We start from the raw sequence: 17,347 nt of genomic DNA, 5'->3' as shown, positions 1-17,347 counted from the left end.
CATGAACGAGAGCCCCACCACCGAGACTCCCGCCCCGTCCGCGCGCGTCGCCGACCTGATCGGCCGGATGACGCTGGAGGAGAAGCTGACCCAGCTGGTCGGCTACTGGGTCGATCAGGGCGGCGAGGTCGTCGCGCCGCTGGCCGGCGAGATGGCCACCTCCACCGGCTACGCCGACGCGACCCGCGAGGGCATCGGCCAGCTCACCCGCGTCTACGGCACCCGCCCGGTCGACCCGGTCGAGCGCGCGCAGTGGCTGTGGGCCGAGCAGCGCCGGCTGGTCGAGGAGACCCGGCTGGGCATCCCGGCGATCGTGCACGAGGAGTGCCTGACCGGGCTGGCGGCGTGGAAGGCGGCGACCTTCCCGACTCCGCTGGCCTGGGGCGCCTCGTTCGACCCGGAGCTGGTCGAGGAGATGGCCGCGGCCATCGGCGGCTCGATGCGCGAGCTCGGCATCCACCAGGGCCTCGCCCCCGTGCTCGACGTGATCCGCGACCCCCGCTGGGGTCGCGTGGACGAGTGCATCGCCGAGGACCCGTACGTGGTCGGCACGATCGGCACCGCCTACGTGCGCGGCCTGCAGTCGGCGGGCGTCGACGCGACGCTCAAGCACTTCATCGGCTACTCCGCCTCGCGCGGCGGCCGCAACCATGCGCCGGTGCACGCCGGACCGCGCGAGATCGCGGACGTGCTGCTCCCGCCGTTCGAGATGGCGATCCGCGACGGCGGCGCCCGCTCGGTGATGAACTCCTACGCGGAGATCGACGGCGACCCGGTCGGCGCGACGCCGGCCTACCTCACCGGCGTGCTCCGCGAGCGCTGGGGCTTCGACGGCGTGGTGGTGGCCGACTACTTCGCGGTCGCCTTCCTGCACCTGATGCACGCCGTCGCCGCCGACCTCGGCGAGGCCGCGCAGCTGGCGCTCGAGGCCGGCATCGACGTGGAGCTGCCGACCGGCGACGCCTTCCTCGCGCCGCTCGCCGAGCGGATCCGCTCCGGCGGCGCCGACGAGGGGATCGTCGACCGCGCGCTGCTGCGGGTGCTCGCCCAGAAGGAGCGGCTCGGCCTGCTCGACGCCCGCTTCGACGACGCGCCCGAGTCGATCGACCTCGACTCGCCCGCGCACCGCGACCTCGCCCGCCGCCTGGCCGAGGAGTCGCTCGTGCTGCTGACGAACGACGGGCGACTTCCGCTCGCCCAGCCGCGCCGGATCGCCTTGATCGGCCCGAACGCCGACAGCGCGCCCGCCCTGATGGGCTGCTACTCCTTCGCCAACCACGTGCTGGCGCACCACGAGGGCGTGCCGCTCGGCTTCGAGATCCGCACGGTGCGGGAGGCGCTCGCCGCCGAGTTCCCGGGGAGCGAGCTGCTCCTCGCCGAGGGCTGCTCGGTGGAGGGCGACGACTCCTCCGCCGACACCGCAGGGATCGCGGAGGCCGTCGAGGCCGCCCGCGGCGCCGAGGTGGCCGTGGTCGTCGTCGGCGACCGGGCCGGGCTCTTCGGCCGCGGCACCGTCGGCGAGGGCAACGACGTCGAGAGCCTCGAGCTGCCCGGCCGTCAGCGCGAGCTGGTCGAGGCGGTCGTGGCCACCGGCACGCCGGTCGCCCTGGTGCTGCTCACCGGCCGCCCCTACGCGATCGAATGGGCGATCCGCGGCGCCTCCGCCCCCGCGGCGGTGCTGCAGGCGTTCTTCCCGGGGGAGGAGGGGGCCGGCGCGATCGCGGGCGTCCTCTCGGGCCGCGTCTCGCCGTCCGGCCGACTGCCGGTCTCGCTGCCGCGCTCGGCCGGCGCGCAGCCGTTCTCCTACCTGCACCCGATCCTCGGCGGGCCCTCCGACGTGACCAGCGCCGACAGCACGCCCGTGCTGCCGTTCGGGCACGGGCTGAGCTACACGGCCTTCAGCCGGTCGGAGCTGGCGCTGGAGTCGGCGGATCCCGGAGCGCCGGAGGCACCCACCGACGGCGCCTTCACCGCGACCGTGCGGGTGCGCAACACGGGGGAGCGCGACGGCGTCGACGTCGTGCAGCTCTACGCGCGCGACGTGGTCGCCTCGGTGACCCGCCCGGTCGCGCAGCTGCTCGGCTACGCGCGGGTCGAGCTCGCGGCGGGGGAGCAGGCGCTGGTGCGCTTCGACGTCCCCTCCGCGCGGCTGGCCTTCACCGACCGCCGCGGCGTGCGCTCGGTCGAGCCGGGGCTCGTCGAGCTCTGGGTCGGGCCGGACTGCGCCACGAGGGAGGCGACCGCCGAGGTCGTGCTGACCGGCGAGGTGTCGCCCGTCGGCGCCGAGACCCGGCGCACCGTGCTGACCGAGGTCGTGCGCGAGGACGCGCGGGTGGCGGTGCTCTGAGGCCCGGGCCAGGCTGGGGGGCATGAGCACCGATCCGAGCAGCGCCCCTCAGAAGCAGACTCTCCTCCGCTACCTGCAGGAGGGCCGCGACGCCCTCCTGCAGAAGCTCGACGGCCTGGGCGAGTACGACCTCCGCCGGCCGCTGGTGCCCACCGGCACCAACCTGCTCGGCCTGGTGAAGCACGTCTCGGGGACGGAGGCCGGCTACCTCGGCGCCGTCTTCGGCCGGCCGTTCCCCGAGCCGATGCCCTGGATGGAGGACGAGTCCGAGCCGAACTCCGACATGTGGGCGACGGCGGACGAGTCCCGCGAGCAGGTGGTGGAGCAGTACCGCCGGGTCTGGGCGCACTCCGACGCGACGGTCGCCGCGCTCGACCTCGACGCTCCGGGCGTCGTGCCGTGGTGGACGAACCGCGACGTGACGCTGCACCGGATCCTCGTGCACCTCACCGCCGAGACCCACCGGCACGCGGGGCACGCCGACATCGTCCGCGAGCTGATCGACGGCCGCGTCGGGCTGCGCACGCCGGGCGACAACCTGCCGCCGGTCCCCGCCGAGTGGTGGCCGGAGCACGTCACCCGGCTGGAGGCGGTGGCGCGCGCGGCGGAGCAGTAGCGCTCCCGGCGGGGCTCCCGGGCGCCACCTCCCCCGTAGGGGTGGCACTCGGGCTGAGAGGGCTCGCAGGGACTCGGCTGGCCGTCAGGTGTCGGTTAGCGTGGGCGCGTGTCCCCGGAAGGGGGACGCACCGCGCCGACGTCTGGAGACGACATGACCACCGCCCCCTCCCGCCGCACCACTGCATCCCGCACCACCGCGTCCCGCACCACCGCGTCCCGCACCCTCGGCCGCCGCACGCTCACGACCGCCGCCGCCTGGAGCGTCCCGATCGTCGCGGTCGCCGCCGCCGCCCCGCTCGCCGCGGCCTCGACCACGCCGCCGCCCCCGCCGTCGGTCCGCTCGGTCGAGTACACCTCCTTCACCGCCGAGAGCTTCCGCGAGGAGCAGATCAACGTGAACCGCCCGCTCGCGATCGCGATCACCGGGCAGCTCACCGCCGGCGAGCTCGTCACCCTGACCGTCGCGCCGCGGATGACCCGCTCCGGCTCCGGCGACTCGCGCGCGACTCCACTGCGCATCACCGCCGCCGACGGCCCCAACTTCTCGGTCGTCTCCTCGAGCGTCGGCTCCGACGGGTCGCAGACTCTCCTGCTGCGCACCAACCGGGACCTCGCCGACGGCTCGTACCGCAAGACCATCGCCTGGGTCCCGGTCGACGGCCGCACCCAGGAGCAGACCGCCGACCTGCTGCTGACCTGGCCGCTCGGCACCTACACGGCGCCGATCACGGTGATCGTCGCGGGCGTGGCCGGCAGCGAGCAGGCCTACACGCTCAACCGCACGCCCGTCGGCGGCGCGGAGGAGTAGGGGGAGGGGAGCTCTCGGGCCCTCCGTCAAGGGGGTGGGAGCTCTCAGCGCCGCGTTCTAGCGTCGGATCTCGGCGCGGTCGTGCGCGCGAGAGGGGAAGACGATGCAGAAGCTGTACTACGCGAGCGGATTCGTGCTGCTGGGGGACGCGGTGTGCACCGCGGTCGTCGAGTACGCCCAGGCCCTGGCGAACGTCGGGAAGTCCGACCTCGTCGTCGTCCCGGGGCTCTCCGACGAGGGGCTGCGCGGCGAGACCCGCCTGCTGCTCGGGCCCGCCAGCCAGCTCTTCACCAGCCCGGCGCTCGACCGCGGGATCGACCTCGACGACGACGAGGCGGTCGAGTCCATGCGCGACAAGACGCGGCGGCTGCTGCCGGCCCGGCCCACCACGGAGGCCCGCGCGAGCGAGGACCACGACAGCGGCGGGGACTTCTTCTAGGCGCCGGTCACTCGGGTGCGCGTCACTTCTCGAGCGTCGTGCTCGGCCGCTCGCCGAAGCGGTGCGCGTACGACGCCGAGAAGCGGCCGAGGTGCGCGAAGCCCCAGCGGTGCGCCACCTCGGTCACGCTGACCTCGCCCGAGGCCTTGGCGCGCAGCTCCTTGCGCACGGCGTCGAGCCGGATGCGGCGCAGGTAGTCGACGGCGGTGAAGCCGAACTCGCGGCGGAACTCCGACTGCAGAGTGCGCAGGCCCACGCCGCAGGCCTCGGCGATCGTCTCGGTGCGGATCGGCTCGTGCGCATGCGCGTACATGAACTCGATCGCGGTGCGCAGGCGCCCGCTGCGCGGCACGGCGAGGTCGGTCGGCGCCGCGAGCGACTCGTGCGGGAACGTCTCGAGCAGCGCGACGGCGACGGCGCGGTCGGCCTCCTGGCGCAGGAGCGCGGAGCTGTCGACGTCGTAGATCACCCGGGCGACCGCGGCGACGGTCGCCGACCAGCGGCGCAGCGCCTCGCCCTCGGGGCGCGCGGTGGTGTCGAACAGCAGCGGTCCGCCCGCCGTGCCCTCCACCTCCTGGGCGACGCCCTCGAGGTAGCCGCCGTCGAAGTGGATGAGGTTCTGCCGGTAGTCGTGGAACTCGAAGGCGTTCGGCCGGCCGGTGACGAAGATCGCGGGGCGGCCGTAGATCTGGCGCATCGGCGCCTGGTCGAGGTCGGTGACGCCCTCGCCCGCGGTGAGCCAGGAGACGACGTACTCGCCGTCGGTCTGGATCCGCCCCTCGATCGAGCCGGCGAACTGGCTGCCGCGGAGCGTGACGTCGCCGTCGCCGACCGAGGTGTAGCGGTAGGAGAAGTCCTCGCCCGGCTCCACCGAGAAGCGGTGCCCGTTGTACACCGACTCGAGCAGCGCGCGTGCCTGCTCGAAGTCCCGCCCGCCGATGTCGGAGCGGATGACCTCGCCGTTCGAGTCGTCCATCACCCCCAAGCGTCGCATGCGTGCGCATCGAGGTCGAGAGCAGCGGCGCGGAAGTTCGCTGGGCGGATACAGCCTGCGGAGACGACCTAGGCGGCGGCGCGGCGCTTCCGCGGCCCGAAGGCCTGCGTCATGGCGACCACCGTGGCGCCGCGGAACTGCGAGAGCAGCACCACCGAGTGCCGGGCGCCGGATTCGACGGCGAGCGAGAACGTGCCGCCCGTCGAGGTGTCCCACCAGGAGCGGATGTCGAGCGCCCGCAGCCGGACGGTCGGCTGCGTGCCGCCCAGGACCAGCAGTCCCTCGGTGACGCAGAGCGAGCCGGTGACGCCGTCGAGCGTCGTGGAGCAGGCGAAGTCCGCGTCGTGGTGCGCCGGCCCGGCGAGCCGCAGGAAGTCGGGGGCCCAGTGCTCGGTGCCGTGCATCATCGTCTCCCCGCCCCCCGGCTGCGTGACGGGATCAGGCCGCGGCGGTGGCGACGGCGGAGTCCGGCTGCTGCGCCGGCTCGGGGACGATGCGCAGCCCGCGGCCGCTGTTGGCCTCCTCCATCAGCGCGCGCACCCAGGCGGCGTTGATGGCAGGGACGCGGCTGCCGTGGAAGGAGAACTGCAGCGGGATGGTCGGGTGCAGCCAGAGCGTCTGGCGGCCGGTGCCGTGCGCGCTCGAGGCGTCCAGCTGGAAGGCGAAGGCCTCGTTGCGGCGGAACTTGTTGATCATCACGATCTGCAGGTGCGCGAGCGCGCGGTCGTCGATCTCGTGGGAGGTGGCCGGAGTGCCGTAGAGGAGAGCGCCCATGTGCGGAGCCGCCGTTCTGTGTGGGAGTCGCGGTGTCGGCCGCGACGGGACGTGGGGGAACCGGCGGAGCGCCGGGACGTCGTGCGAGTCGGAGGAGGCCGACCCGCCGCCGGGCTCGAAGGGCCCTGGCGGCGACTCCCTCTGCCGGGTGCCGGGCGGAGGGGGGAGTCGAGCGAGTGGTCGCAGGAACGACCGTTCTCCGAAGGTACGGGGAGCGGCCCTGGAACGGGGGCCGCTATCCGCTTTGCGAAGCGGCGCCGCGGCACGGCGGGCGGACTCCCAGGAATGCGATGCCGGGCGCCCCGACGCACTCAGACCGTACTTCTCTCCCCCGAAGCCTGGACTCGATTATTTTCGAGAAAGAAAGGTTTTCTCCAAGTAAGATGAAAACCGTGGAGAGACGAGAGAAGTCGCTGCTGGAGCTCCTGCGCAGCGCCCTGCCCGAGGAGGCGTCACCGCGGGTGGACGCGGGCAGGGTCGTCGTCGGTCGGCCGGCGCGATGGTCGCTGGTTCCGGTGTGGATCGGCGAGGGACTGCCGGCCGACGTGCGCCGGGCGCGCGAGCGCGACCTGCCGGGAGGGCGCAACGACGTGCCCGTCTTCCTCGCCCGCGGGATGTCGCCCGGCGCACGCGCACTCCTGCATGAGCAGGGCGCATCGTGGGCTGACGAGTCGGGGAGCGCCGTGATCCGGATCGATCCCGATCTCCTGATCGTGCGGCTGCCGCCCGAGCGCCGCAGGCCCCCGCGCGTCGGGGCGTGGAGCGCCGCGAGGCTCGCTACAGCGGAGGCCGCGCTCGCCGCTCTCGTCCGCGGTGGGGGAGGGCCGGGTGGTTCCGCGGCGCGGGCTGCCGAGCTGGTCTCCGCCACGGGCTTCTCCTATCAGCAGACCTCCAAGGCGCTCGCCGCTCTCGACGCGGAGGGCTACACCGCGAAGGTGGGTCCGGAGCGCGGGAGGACGGCCGGCCGGGAGTTCCGCGACCCCGGCAGGCTGCTGAGCGACTGGGCCGGGCACTCGGCTCGAGCGGCGGGAGCGGACGAGTCGCGCCAGTTCCACGTCCCCTGGCGAGACGTCGCGGACTCCCTCGACCTGGTCGAGCGCACCGTGACCACCGGCTGGTGCGCCTCCGGCAGCGCTGCGGCGGATCGGCTCGCACCCTTCCTCACCAGGGTCCCCGACCTGTTGATCCGCGTCACGGCAGAGGACTTCGACCGAGCCTGCCAGGATCTGAGCGGCGAGGGGGGCGCGGTCGAGGTCGAGACCGGCGGTCGGATCCACCTCCTTGCCTCGCCCCCTCAGATCCTGGCCTCGGCCTCGTCCGTGCAGGGTGTGACGGTCGCGTCGCCGGTTCGCGTCTACGCCGATCTCCTGCGGGCGGGGGGCCGGAGCGCCGAGGCGGCGGAGTTCTTGAGGGAGAGGGTCATTGGCTTCTGAGGCGAGGACGAGAGCGGCGCGCGCCCGAGCGGAGGACGCGCTGGTCCGTTTCGCGCTGCTCGCCGGAGCGCACGCGCAGGACTTCGTCGTCATCGGCGGGCTGAACCCGGACTTCCTCGCCCCCTCGGCGCCCGCCGCTCACCTGGGGACCACCGATGTCGATCTCCTCTTCGAGCTCGGCTTCGTCTACGACCGCGAGGAGCTCGACTTCGGCTGGCTGGATCGGGTGCTGCGGACGTCCGGCTTCCGGGCCCGGAGAGGGGCGGCGGGGTGGCAGTGGGACGCGGTTCTCGGCGACGCTCTGGTGCGCCTGGATCTGCTGTGCGACGTAGTCGATCAGCCGGGACAGACCGTCAGCCTCCCCGGCGCCGAGAGCGCTGCCGTGCAGAACCTGGAGGGGCCCGCTGCGGCCCTGGTCCAGCCGATCCTTCGAGAACTCTCCGTCTCTCCGCGCGTCAGAGCGGACCACGTCGACGCTCCTGACCGCGTCGAACTGCGGTTCGCTTCCCTCGCCGGATACCTGACCGCGAAATCAGCCGCACTTCTGTCGCGGTCCACGGCTAAGGACGCCTACGACCTGATGTTCGTCGTGCTCTTCAACCCCGGTGGTCCGCGGGAGGCCGCGCAATCGATCCTGGAGCTGCCGGCCGTCAGCTATCGACGGCCACCTGCCGCCGTCGCCCGCGGAGCGGTGTCGATGCTGCTCGATCCGCAGGGCCGGTGGGCCGGGCACTTCGCCGCCCAGATGCGGGGGGCGGGCGACGAGGAGCTGGAGGAGCGGCTGCGCGCCGATGCGGCCGCGGGGGCGTCGCTCTTCCTCCGGACCCTCGATCAGAACGCGTAGCGGACGCGGCAGTAGGGCAGCCGCTCGGCGAGCAGGGCGAGGAAGCGGTCGAGGGCCGCGCGCTTGAGGTCGCGGCGGTAGCGGATGTTGACGGCGCCGTTCTCGGAGACCTTGGACTCCTGCATCCGGGGCGCCCAGAGCAGGTCCTCGGCCTTCGGGTGCCAGCCGAGGTTGACCTCGTGCAGGCCCGCGTTGTGGGTGAGCAGGATCACCTCGGCGGCGAGCTGCGCCTTCGCCCGCGGGTGCAGGGCCGCGTCGAGCTGATCGAAGAGCTCGGTCCAGTCGCGCTGCCAGGTCTCGGTGAGGATCACCGGCGAGAAGTTGACGTGCACCTCGTAGCCGGCGTCGACGAAGTCGTTGATCGCGGCGATCCGCTCGGCCATCGGCGACGTGCGCACGTCGGTGACCTTCGCCGTCTCGGCGGGCATCAGCGAGAAGCGGAGGCGGGTGCGGCCGAGCGGGTCCCACTCGAGCAGCTCGCGGTTGACGTACTTGGTGGCGAACGAGGCCTTGGCGGTCGGCGACATCCGGAACAGGTCGCAGAGGTCGCGGACGTTGTCGCTCAGCAGCGCGTCCACCGAGCAGTCGCTGTTCTCGCCGATGTCGTAGACCCAGGCGTCGGGGTCGCACTGGTTCGCCTCGGCCTTCACGCCCTGCTTCGCGATGTGGCGGGCGAGGTGCCGCTGGATCTGCTCGATGTTCGCGAAGACCGTGATCGGGTTGCTGTAGCCCTTCCGCCGCGGCACGTAGCAGTAGACGCAGGCCATCGCGCAGCCGTTGGCGGAGGAGGGGGCGATGAAGTCGGCGGAGCGGCCGTTGGGGCGGGTGACCAGCGACTTCTTGACGCCCACGACGAGCGCCTCCGTCTTGATCCGCACCCAGCGCGCGACGTTCGCCTCGTCGCCGTGCACCTCCGGGATGTTCCAGTGCGAGTCGACCGGCACGATCTCGGCCGCGGGCCAGCGCTCGACGATCTCCTGCCCGCGGGGCAGCTCGAGCGCGGCCGGCTCGGCGTAGATGCGCCGCACGTCGAGGAGGGTGCGCTGACGGGTGCCGGACATGCGTCCGTTCTACCGGCGACCACCGACAGTCCTCGGGAGTAGAGTCCCGCGCATGGACGCCGCCGCCTCCTCCGCCCTCGGCGCCGCCGCCGTCACCGAGCTGCCGCCCGACTTCGTGCTCGCCCTCGGGGCTGTCGGCGAGGCGCTCGCCGCGATGGCCGCGGGCGACGCGGAGCTGTACCGCCACTGCTGGGCCGACACCGCGGACTCGACGCTCTACGGCGCGTTCGGCACGATCGAGCGGGGCCGCGCGGCGATCGACGAGACGCTCGGCTGGGTCGCGGGCCGGTTCGCCGGCGGCGGGCTGACGCCGCACTACGACCTGATCCATGTCGCCGGCGACCTGGCCTACACGGTCGGCCGCGAGATCGGCGCGACGCGGATCGACGGGCGCGAGACGGCTCCGCTGATCATCCGGGTCACCCACGTCTACCGCCGCATCGACGGGCAGGGCTGGCGGATCGTGCACCGGCACGGCGACCACCCGCCGCACCTGGAGCGCTGAGCGGGCCGTCGCGGCAGGTGGGGCATCGCGGAGGATGGAGGCATGGAGCCGACCGCCGACCGCTACCGCCGCGCCGCCGTCGAGCTGGCGCAGACCTCCGAGCTGCAGGTCGAGTGGGCGCTCGCCGTCGCCGGCGACGAGGCGCTGCTGGCGCTGATCGACGAGCTGCCGCCCTCCCATCGGCAGCCGTCGCTGCTGTTCTCGGTGGCGCGGCTGCTCGGGGCGCCGGCGGTGGACGGCGCGGCCTTCGCGGAGTGGCTGCGGCGGGAGTGGCCGCGGGTCGCGCCGGTGGCAGCGGAGCGCCTCACCCAGACGAACGAGGCGCTGCGCTGCGCCCCGCTGGTCGCGGCGCTGGAGCGGATCACGGAGCCGGGGGAGCCGGTCGCGCTGATCGAGATCGGCGCCTCGGCCGGGCTGTGCCTGGCGCCGGAGCGGTACTCGTACGTGTTCACGGGGGCGGAGGGGGCGACTCGGCTGGGGCGGGGCGAGCCGGTGCTCGAGTGCGCGGTGACCGGGGGAGCGGCGCCCTCGCGGCTCCCCGTCGTGGCGTGGCGGCGCGGGCTGGACCTGCGTCCGCTCGAGGTCGGCTCCGCCGAGGACCGCGCCTGGCTGGAGGCGCTGCTGCCGCCGGACCGGCCGGAGCGCACCGAGCGGCTCCGGGCCGCCGTGGCGACGCTGCGGGAGGACCCGCCCGCGATCGTCGCGTGCGACGCGGCGGAGGCGCTGCCGGAGGTACTCGCCGCGGTGCCGCGGGGGCTGCGCGCGGTCGTGGTGTCGCTCGGGACGCTGGTGTACCTGCCGTGGGCCGCGCGGGAGCGGGTGCTGGCGACGGTCGCCGAGTCGGGCGCGAGCCTGGTGACGCTCGAGGCGGAGGCGCTGCTGCCGCCGCTCCGGGAGCAGGCCGCCTCGCTGACAGCGCCCGAGCGCACGCCGTTCCTGCTCGCGGCGGACGGGGTGCCGCTCGCCTCCGCGGCGCCGCACGGCGGCCGGCTCTCCTGGCTGAGCTGACGCCGACCACGGGGGTCTCCTAGGAAAGATCACTTAGTCCGTATGGGGAGAAGCATGCTGATCGAGTAGCCCGCGGAGCGGGCGTATCGAGATCCGCCACCGTCAGAACGCGAGTCCGCAGACCCGCCCTGCTGGTGACGGCGGGTCTCGATACGCCCCTGCGGGGCTACTCGATCACCATGACGCGGCGCCGCCGCGTCCTTTCCCTCACCACCGAGACGCGAAGCGGCTTCGCGGCTCGAAACGTGCTGCGCGCTGCTCGACCAGCAGGGGTTGCGCACAACATCAGCTGAGAGCAGGGTGCCTCCCCTGACAGCGGAGGCCACCCCTTCTCAGCTGATGTTCTGCAGCGCCCGAGCGCTCTCCCTCGCCACTGAGCCGCGCTGCTAGAGGGCGTCGACGAAGAGCTGGGTGGCCTGGGGGACGTAGGAGGTGTTCGTCGACGGGTCCCAGCCGACGAGGGCGACGACGTCGCCGCCGACGCGGGTGGTGATGCCGACGAGGGTGAAGGGGGCGCCGCCGACGTCGCCGGTGACGGTCCAGCCGACGGCCTCGTCGGTGCCGGTGATCGTCGGCTCGGTCTGCTCGACGGTGGTCTGCACGGGGGTGCCCTGCAGGGCGAACAGCTCGGAGCCGTCGGCGCAGCGCTCGAGCGCGTCCTCGGCGGAGGCGACGAGGGCGGAGGCGGTGTCCGCGTCGCCGGTGCTGGCGACGACCGAGGTCATCGAGCGGTCGGCGCTCGTCCCGTAGGCGAGGCCCGCGTCGATGAGCGTGTCGTCCGCGTCCCAGCCGACGCCGAACGGCGCGAGGCAGGAGGCGTCCGTCGCGGTGAGCCCCGGGTAGACCGAGCCGAGCATCTCCTCGGTGCTGGTGAACTCCGCGGGCACGAACTGGATGTCGTCGAAGATCGTCGCCAGCTCGGCGTCGGTGTGCTGCGGCAGAGCCTCGGCGGTCGGCTCGGGCTCGGCGGCGGCGGTGCAGCCGGTCAGCGCGAGCAGCAGAGCGCCCGTGAGGGCGAGTCCGGCTCGGGCGGCGGTGGTGTGCGTCATGGTGGTTCCCCCTCTGCTCCGCCGTGCGTCGGGGCGGAGGCGGCCCGAGGCTAGCAGAGGCCTCGGACACTCCCGCCGCAGCCCGGCCCGCCCCGCCCCGCAGGCCCGTCCGTTAGATCTCCGTGTGCCCCAGGTCCGCGTGCGCGAGCAGCCGGATCTCCGGCTCCGCGATCGACTCGAACTCCAGCACGACCACCTCGTTGCGCCCGACCCGGGTGACCGGCGACGGCACGATCAGCGTGCGCTGCGGCCCGCGCCGCCAGTAGCGGCCGAGCAGGAAGCCGTTCACCCAGACGAGACCCTTGCCCCAGTGCAGCGTGTCGAGGTGCAGGTCGGCCTGCGCGTCGAGCTCGAAGGAGCCGGAGGCGAGGCCCGGTCCGGCGGCGAACGATCCGCTCCCGGGCACCCGGCCGCACTCGGGCAGGCACTCCAGCGCGAGCGGCCGGGCGACCCAGCCGAGAAGCTCCGCGCCGTCCAGCCGCACGCCGCCGATCAGCCCCTTGTGCTCGCCGATCCGCTCGCCGTAGTTCACCCGGCCCTGGTCCTCGACCAGGACCGCCAGCTCGCCGGTGCCGCGGGGCAGCGTGATCGCCCGCTCGTGGTCGTCGCGCGCGAGCACGCCGACCGGGACGCCGTCGAGCAGCACCCAGGCGCGGTCGCGCACCTCCTCGCCGACGACGAGCCGGGCGGGAGCGTCGCCCGCCGTCAGCATCGTCGTGAACAGCGCGAACCCGCCGGCCAGCCCGAGGTCGTCGAAGCTCGCCATCGACTCCAGGCGCGTCGCCGGCCCGAAGGCCGCGTCGAGTCCGAGCAGCGCGGGGCCCGGCACGAGCGGCGCGGTGAGCACCGGCGCCGGCGGGGAGACCGCGGGCACCTCGTTCGGCACCGGCGCGTAGCGCGCGATGACCTCGCGGAAGGCCCAGTACTTCGCCGTCGGGTCGCCGCTCTCGTTCAGAGGGGCGTCGTAGTCGTAGCTCGTGGTGATCGCGGCGTAGCGGCCCTTGTCGTTCGCGCCGCTGGTCAGGCCGAAGTTGGTGCCGCCGTGGAACATGTAGATGTTGACCGAGCCGCCGACCGCGAGCAGCGCGTCGAGCTCGCTCGCCGACGCCGCCGCGTCCGTGGTGTGGTGCTGGGTGCCCCAGTCGTCGAACCAGCCGCACCAGAACTCCATGCACATCAGCGGGCCGGTGGGCTGGAACTCGCGCAGCGTCGCGAGGCGCTCGGCCGTCCGCGAGCCGAAGGAGCCGGTCAGGTGCAGGCCGGGCAGGCTGCCGTCGGCGAGCATCTGCGGGGTCGGCTGGTCGATCGTGGTCAGCGGCACCGTGATGCCGCTGTCGCGGGTGACCCGGACCAGCTCGGCGAGGTACTCCTTGTCGGAGCCGTACGCGCCGTACTCGTTCTCGATCTGCACGAGGACGACGGGCCCGCCGCGGTCGATCTGGCGCGGCGCCACGATCGCGGAGATCCGGCGGAGGTAGTCGCTGACGGCGGCGAGGTAGTGCGGCTCGGAGCGGCGCACGCCCACCTCGGGGTCGCGGAGCAGCCAGGCGGGCAGGCCGCCGTTGTCCCACTCCGCGCAGATGTAGGGGCCGGGGCGCACGATCGCGTGCAGGCCCTCGGCGGCGATCAGGTCGAGGAAGCGGCCGAGGTCGAGCCCGGCGTCCTCGCGCCAGGCTCCGCGCTGCGGCTCGTGCGCGTTCCAGGCGACGTAGGTCTCGATGGTGTTCAGGCCCATCAGGCGGGCCTTGCGGATCCGGTCGGCCCAGAGGTCCGGGTGGATCCGGAAGTAGTGCAGCGCTCCCGACAGGATGCGGTGCGGCCTGCCGTCGAGCTCGAAGTCGGTCGCGCCGATGGCGAAGCGGCTCTGGGGCGCGCCGGTCGGCGCGGCGGCCGGCGCGGCGGAGTCGGGAGCGGTGGTCATGCGGGATCCCCCTCAGGATCGTGGGACGGGTCGAGGCCGGCCGGAGCGATCCGACCGGCCTCGAACGCCGCCAGTGCTACTTGAGAACAGTGCTACTCGGAGACGGTGAAGCCCTGAGCGTTGCCGTACTCGACGAGCTTGCTCTGCCAGGCGGCGATGCCGTCGTCGAGGCTCGACTTGTTGGCGTAGGCCTGGCCGACGGTGTCGCCGAAGACGCTGTTCGCGTAGACCTGGAAGGGCAGGTACGACCAGCCGGGACGGACGTCCGTCGAGGCCTGGGTCAGCACCTCGTTGATCTTCTGGCCGCCGAAGTACTCGGACTCGGCGCCGGTGAAGTCCGGGCTGCTGAGGTCGGCCGAGGTCGACGGGAATCCGCCGCTCTCGAGGAAGACGTCGACCGAGGCCTCGTCGCTGTTCAGCCAGCGCAGGAACGCCGCGGCCAGCGCCGGGTTCTCGCTCTGCTTGGTGACCGACTGGCCGCCGCCGCCGTTCTCGGCGCTGACGGCGGTGCCGTCGTAGGTCGGGATGGGCGCGACGGCCCAGTCACCGGAGGCGTCGGGGACGCTGGACTCGAGCACGCCGGGCATCCAGGCGCCGGTGATCAGCGAGGCGATCGAGCCGTCGCCGAGGCCCTTGTACCACTCGTCGCCCCACGCGGGGGTGTCGGAGAGGAGGCCGCCCTCGACGAGCTGGTTCCAGACGCCGGTCCACTTCTCGGTGCCCTCGTCCTCGAGGTTCACGGTGACGTTCGTGCCGTCGGTCGTGAAGGGCTCGCCGCCCGCCTGCCAGATCATGCTGGTCGCGAAGCCGGCGTCGCCGGTGTCGGCGGTGATGAACTTCGACGGGTCGGCCGCCTGCAGCGCCTTGGCCGCGGCGATGTACTCGTCCCAGGTGGTCGGCACGGCGATGCCGTACTGGTCGAAGACCGTCTTGTTGTAGAACATCGCCATGGGGCCCGAGTCCTGCGGGAGGCCGACGAGCTTGCCGTCGATGTTGACGCTGCCCCAGGTGGACGCCGAGAACTTGTCCTCGAGGTCGCTCATCCCGTACTGGGAGAGGTCGAGCAGCGAGTCCGACAGCGCGAACTGCGGCATGGCGTAGTACTCGATCTGGACGACGTCGGGGGCGCCGGAGCCGGCCTTGATCGCGTTCTCGAGCTTGGTGTACTCGTCCTTGTTCGTGCCGGCGTTGACCAGCTCGACATCGACCTTCGGGTAGGCCTTCTCGAACGCGGCGACCTGGGCCTCGGCGCTGGGGGTCCAGCTCCAGTAGGTGATCTTCCCGCCGGTCTCGAGCGCGGCGTCGAGGTCGGCCGCGGTGCCGGAGGCGGTCGTGCCGCCGCCGGTGGTGCCGCCGGACGAGCAGGCGGCGAGCGAGCCCGCGGCGAGTGCTGCGGCCGCGACGACCGTCAGGGTCCGCCGGAGGGCGGAGTGGGCGATCTTCATGGTGATTCCCTTCACTTCTTCGTGCTGTGGGGTGGTGCGGGTGGAGTGGTGCGGGGCAGGACGCTCCGACCGGGGGACGGGTTCGTGGGGTGGGCCTAGCCCTTGACGCTGCCGGCGCTCAGGCCGGACTGCCAGAAGCGCTGCAGGCCGAGGAACGCGACGACGATCGGGATGATCGTCAGCAGCGAGCCGGTGATCACCAGGTTGTAGATCGGCTGGGCGCTGACGCCGGTGGCCTGCGCGTTCCACTGGTTGAGGCCGACGGTGAGCGGGTACCACTGCGGGTCGCTCAGCATGATCAGCGGGAGGAAGTAGTTGTTCCAGGTCGCGACGACCGAGAACAGCAGCACGGTGACGATGCCGGGGGCGAGCAGGCGGATCGAGATGGTGAAGAAGGTGCGGAACTCGCCCGCGCCGTCCATCCGCGCCGCCTCGAGCAGCTCCGTCGGGACCGACTCGACCGCGTAGACCCAGACCAGGTAGAGGCCGAACGGGCTGATCAGCGAGGGGATGATGATCGCCCACGGGGTGTTGGTGAGGCCGAGCTGGCTGAACATCAGGAAGGTCGGGACGGCGAGCGCGGTGCCGGGGACGGCGATCGCGCCGAGGACGACCGCGAAGACCGCCTTGCGCCCGGCGAAGCGGAACTTCGCGAGGCCGTAGCCGGCGAGCGTGGCGAGCAGGGTCGCTCCGCCCGCGCCGACCACCACGTAGAGCAGCGTGTTGCCGAGCCAGCGGAGAAAGATGCCGTCGCGGTAGGTGAGCGTCTCGGCGATGTTCTGGAAGAGGACGAAGTCGCCGTCGAACCAGAGGCCGAAGCTCGAGAGCAGGCCGGCCTGGGTCTTGGTCGCGTTGATCACGAGCCAGGCGAGCGGCACGAGGCTGTAGAGGATGAACGCCGACATCAGCAGGGTGAAGGCGATCGACTTCTTCGGGGCGACCGAGGAGCCGCGGCGGGCGGGGCGCTTGGCCGGGGCGGCCTTCGTGGGGCGGGGTGCGGTTGCGATGGCCATCAGTTCTCCTTGCGCGCGCCGCGGAGCTGCACGACGTAGGCGATCACCGCGGTGATCACGCCCATGACGATGGCGACCGTGGCCGACGCGTTGTACTGCTGACCCGCGAAGGACAGGTTGTAGGCGTACATGTTCGGCGTGAAGTAGGTGGTGATGATGTTCGGCGCGAGCGTCCGGAGGATGTTCGGCTCGTTGAACAGCTGGAAGCTGCCGATGATCGAGAAGATCGAGGCGATGACGATCGCGCCGCGCAGGGCGGGCAGCTTGATCGAGCGGATGACCCGCAGCGGGCCGGCGCCGTCGATCTCGGCGGCCTCGTAGAGCTCGCCGGGGATCGTCTTCAGCGCGGAGTAGAAGATCAGCATGTTGTAGCCGACGAACTCCCACGTGACGATGTTGCCGATCGAGACCAGGATCCAGTCGCGCGAGAACGGCGCGATCAGGTCGGAGCCGAGCAGGTCGTTGACGTTGGCGGTGAGGCCGAAGTTGTCGCCGTAGATGAAGCCCCACATCAGGACCGCGACGACCGCGGGGACCGCGTAGGGGAGGAAGACGACGATGCGGAAGAAGCCGGTGCCGTGCAGCCGGCCGCTGTCGATCGCGAGGGCGGCGACGAGCGCGAGCACGAGCATCACCGGGACCTGGACGACCAGGAACAGCAGGACGCGGCCGAAGCCCTCCCAGAAGTTCGGGTCGCGGAAGATCGCCAGGTAGTTCTCGAAGCCCACGAAGGCGTTGCCGCCGATGAGCTGCTCGCGGAACAGGCTGAGGTAGATCGAGTAGATCACCGGCGCGATGAAGACCAGCAGGAACACCACGAGGAAGGGGGCCACGAAGGCCAGGCCCTTCCACTCGCTCTTCGCGCGACTGCGCGGAACGGCGAGGGGTTCGGCCGGAGGGGTGACCTCGCGCAGCGGGACAGGGGGAGACGTCGTCGTCATCGGCGGGATTCCGTTCGGGGTCGGTTCCGACATGTTCACGTCAACATGGCAGGACGCCACCGTAGCATGGCCACGTCAACACGCGCACGATCCGTTAGGTTTCGATGGGGAAACGATGTTCCGCCTCCGGCGCGGGACTCGTGGAGG

The 17,347-nt window shown here is 72.6% G+C and carries 17 protein-coding genes; 8 read left to right on the top strand and 9 right to left on the bottom strand.

Annotated features, from left to right (window positions below; genetic code table 11):
• Position 1: 1 nt before the first annotated feature.
• The 4 genes from MT353_RS13015 to MT353_RS13000 all read left to right on the top strand — a co-directional run bounded on the left by MT353_RS13015 (position 2) and on the right by MT353_RS13000 (position 4,212).
• Complete coding sequence (locus MT353_RS13015; protein WP_243624750.1) at positions 2-2,347, top strand: glycoside hydrolase family 3 N-terminal domain-containing protein; 2,346 nt, start codon at positions 2-4, stop codon at positions 2,345-2,347.
• A gap of 22 nt (positions 2,348-2,369) precedes the next feature.
• The gene (locus MT353_RS13010; RefSeq protein ID WP_243624749.1) at positions 2,370-2,963 is read left to right on the top strand and encodes a DinB family protein; all 594 of its coding nucleotides are present in this window, start codon (positions 2,370-2,372) and stop codon (positions 2,961-2,963) included.
• 153 nt (positions 2,964-3,116) lie between these two features.
• Positions 3,117-3,773, top strand: a complete 657-nt coding sequence (locus tag MT353_RS13005; RefSeq protein WP_243624748.1) for a hypothetical protein — start codon at positions 3,117-3,119, stop codon at positions 3,771-3,773.
• Between the two features lie 103 nt (positions 3,774-3,876).
• Positions 3,877-4,212 carry a hypothetical protein gene (locus MT353_RS13000; RefSeq protein WP_123447513.1) on the top strand — a complete coding sequence of 112 codons (336 nt, stop codon included), beginning with the start codon at positions 3,877-3,879 and terminating at the stop codon, positions 4,210-4,212.
• 22 nt (positions 4,213-4,234) lie between these two features.
• Here the strand turns inward: MT353_RS13000 and MT353_RS12995 are convergent, their stop codons facing one another.
• The 3 genes from MT353_RS12995 to MT353_RS12985 all read right to left on the bottom strand — a co-directional run bounded on the left by MT353_RS12995 (position 4,235) and on the right by MT353_RS12985 (position 5,980).
• Positions 4,235-5,188 carry an AraC family transcriptional regulator gene (locus tag MT353_RS12995; protein ID WP_243599651.1) on the bottom strand — a complete coding sequence of 318 codons (954 nt, stop codon included), beginning with the start codon at positions 5,186-5,188 and terminating at the stop codon, positions 4,235-4,237.
• A gap of 86 nt (positions 5,189-5,274) precedes the next feature.
• The gene (locus MT353_RS12990; protein WP_123447515.1) at positions 5,275-5,613 is read right to left on the bottom strand and encodes a hypothetical protein; all 339 of its coding nucleotides are present in this window, start codon (positions 5,611-5,613) and stop codon (positions 5,275-5,277) included.
• A gap of 31 nt (positions 5,614-5,644) precedes the next feature.
• Positions 5,645-5,980, bottom strand: coding sequence for an ATP-dependent DNA ligase (locus MT353_RS12985; protein ID WP_123447516.1), 336 nt, complete (start codon positions 5,978-5,980; stop codon positions 5,645-5,647).
• Positions 5,981-6,270: 290 nt separating this feature from the next.
• On the opposite strand from MT353_RS12985, the gene MT353_RS12980 reads away from it, so the two are divergent.
• Positions 6,271-7,413 (top strand): type IV toxin-antitoxin system AbiEi family antitoxin, encoded by a 1,143-nt coding sequence (locus MT353_RS12980; RefSeq protein WP_243624747.1) that lies wholly within the window; start codon positions 6,271-6,273, stop codon positions 7,411-7,413.
• A complete protein-coding gene (locus MT353_RS12975; protein WP_243624746.1) occupies positions 7,403-8,257 on the top strand; it encodes a hypothetical protein in 855 nt (284 codons plus the stop codon). The genes MT353_RS12980 and MT353_RS12975 overlap by 11 nt, the downstream gene beginning before the upstream one ends.
• Here MT353_RS12975 and MT353_RS12970 read toward each other — a convergent pair.
• Complete coding sequence (locus MT353_RS12970) at positions 8,245-9,318, bottom strand: spore photoproduct lyase family protein (RefSeq protein WP_243624745.1); 1,074 nt, start codon at positions 9,316-9,318, stop codon at positions 8,245-8,247. The two genes, MT353_RS12975 and MT353_RS12970, sit on opposite strands and share 13 nt — an antisense overlap.
• A 52-nt stretch (positions 9,319-9,370) precedes the next feature.
• Between MT353_RS12970 and MT353_RS12965 the strand changes: the two genes are divergently transcribed.
• Positions 9,371-9,823, top strand: a complete 453-nt coding sequence (locus MT353_RS12965; RefSeq protein WP_243624744.1) for a DUF4440 domain-containing protein — start codon at positions 9,371-9,373, stop codon at positions 9,821-9,823.
• A 42-nt stretch (positions 9,824-9,865) separates the two neighbouring features.
• On the top strand, positions 9,866-10,831 hold the full coding sequence (locus MT353_RS12960) for a DUF2332 domain-containing protein (RefSeq protein ID WP_243624743.1): 966 nt from the start codon (positions 9,866-9,868) through the stop codon (positions 10,829-10,831).
• A gap of 386 nt (positions 10,832-11,217) precedes the next feature.
• Here the strand turns inward: MT353_RS12960 and MT353_RS12955 are convergent, their stop codons facing one another.
• From MT353_RS12955 to MT353_RS12935, 5 genes are all read right to left on the bottom strand, one after another.
• Positions 11,218-11,880: a hypothetical protein gene (locus MT353_RS12955; protein ID WP_243624742.1), complete on the bottom strand. Its 663-nt coding sequence runs from the start codon at positions 11,878-11,880 to the stop codon at positions 11,218-11,220.
• Between the two features lie 112 nt (positions 11,881-11,992).
• Positions 11,993-13,801 carry a beta-galactosidase family protein gene (locus tag MT353_RS12950; RefSeq protein ID WP_243624741.1) on the bottom strand — a complete coding sequence of 603 codons (1,809 nt, stop codon included), beginning with the start codon at positions 13,799-13,801 and terminating at the stop codon, positions 11,993-11,995.
• Between the two features lie 92 nt (positions 13,802-13,893).
• Positions 13,894-15,246 carry a sugar ABC transporter substrate-binding protein gene (locus MT353_RS12945; RefSeq protein ID WP_123734593.1) on the bottom strand — a complete coding sequence of 451 codons (1,353 nt, stop codon included), beginning with the start codon at positions 15,244-15,246 and terminating at the stop codon, positions 13,894-13,896.
• A gap of 95 nt (positions 15,247-15,341) precedes the next feature.
• Positions 15,342-16,259: a carbohydrate ABC transporter permease gene (locus tag MT353_RS12940; protein WP_243624740.1), complete on the bottom strand. Its 918-nt coding sequence runs from the start codon at positions 16,257-16,259 to the stop codon at positions 15,342-15,344.
• Positions 16,259-17,200 carry a carbohydrate ABC transporter permease gene (locus MT353_RS12935; RefSeq protein WP_243624739.1) on the bottom strand — a complete coding sequence of 314 codons (942 nt, stop codon included), beginning with the start codon at positions 17,198-17,200 and terminating at the stop codon, positions 16,259-16,261. The genes MT353_RS12940 and MT353_RS12935 overlap by 1 nt, the downstream gene beginning before the upstream one ends.
• Positions 17,201-17,347: the final 147 nt, after the last annotated feature.

The sequence above is a fragment of the Rathayibacter sp. VKM Ac-2927 genome, from assembly GCF_022815525.1.
Classification (GTDB): Bacteria; Actinomycetota; Actinomycetes; order Actinomycetales; family Microbacteriaceae; genus Rathayibacter; species Rathayibacter festucae.
The sequence above is the reverse complement of the archived record's forward strand: the minus strand, read 5'-3'. Positions and strand labels throughout refer to the sequence as shown.

What these genes read in the sequence shown, in the direction of transcription:
- MT353_RS12965 (WP_243624744.1), top strand. Translation starts at nt 9,371, where the DNA reads ATGGACGCCGCCGCCTCCTCCGCCCTCGGCGCCGCCGCCGTCACCGAG.
- MT353_RS13000 (WP_123447513.1), top strand. Translation starts at nt 3,877, where the DNA reads ATGCAGAAGCTGTACTACGCGAGCGGATTCGTGCTGCTGGGGGACGCG.
- MT353_RS12995 (WP_243599651.1), bottom strand. Translation starts at nt 5,188, where the DNA reads ATGGACGACTCGAACGGCGAGGTCATCCGCTCCGACATCGGCGGGCGG.
- MT353_RS12935 (WP_243624739.1), bottom strand. Translation starts at nt 17,200, where the DNA reads ATGACGACGACGTCTCCCCCTGTCCCGCTGCGCGAGGTCACCCCTCCG.
- MT353_RS13010 (WP_243624749.1), top strand. Translation starts at nt 2,370, where the DNA reads ATGAGCACCGATCCGAGCAGCGCCCCTCAGAAGCAGACTCTCCTCCGC.
- MT353_RS12960 (WP_243624743.1), top strand. Translation starts at nt 9,866, where the DNA reads ATGGAGCCGACCGCCGACCGCTACCGCCGCGCCGCCGTCGAGCTGGCG.
- MT353_RS12940 (WP_243624740.1), bottom strand. Translation starts at nt 16,259, where the DNA reads ATGGCCATCGCAACCGCACCCCGCCCCACGAAGGCCGCCCCGGCCAAG.
- MT353_RS12980 (WP_243624747.1), top strand. Translation starts at nt 6,271, where the DNA reads ATGCCGGGCGCCCCGACGCACTCAGACCGTACTTCTCTCCCCCGAAGC.
- MT353_RS12945 (WP_123734593.1), bottom strand. Translation starts at nt 15,246, where the DNA reads ATGAAGATCGCCCACTCCGCCCTCCGGCGGACCCTGACGGTCGTCGCG.
- MT353_RS13005 (WP_243624748.1), top strand. Translation starts at nt 3,117, where the DNA reads ATGACCACCGCCCCCTCCCGCCGCACCACTGCATCCCGCACCACCGCG.
- MT353_RS12990 (WP_123447515.1), bottom strand. Translation starts at nt 5,613, where the DNA reads ATGATGCACGGCACCGAGCACTGGGCCCCCGACTTCCTGCGGCTCGCC.
- MT353_RS12955 (WP_243624742.1), bottom strand. Translation starts at nt 11,880, where the DNA reads ATGACGCACACCACCGCCGCCCGAGCCGGACTCGCCCTCACGGGCGCT.
- MT353_RS13015 (WP_243624750.1), top strand. Translation starts at nt 2, where the DNA reads ATGAACGAGAGCCCCACCACCGAGACTCCCGCCCCGTCCGCGCGCGTC.
- MT353_RS12970 (WP_243624745.1), bottom strand. Translation starts at nt 9,318, where the DNA reads ATGTCCGGCACCCGTCAGCGCACCCTCCTCGACGTGCGGCGCATCTAC.
- MT353_RS12950 (WP_243624741.1), bottom strand. Translation starts at nt 13,801, where the DNA reads ATGACCACCGCTCCCGACTCCGCCGCGCCGGCCGCCGCGCCGACCGGC.
- MT353_RS12985 (WP_123447516.1), bottom strand. Translation starts at nt 5,980, where the DNA reads ATGGGCGCTCTCCTCTACGGCACTCCGGCCACCTCCCACGAGATCGAC.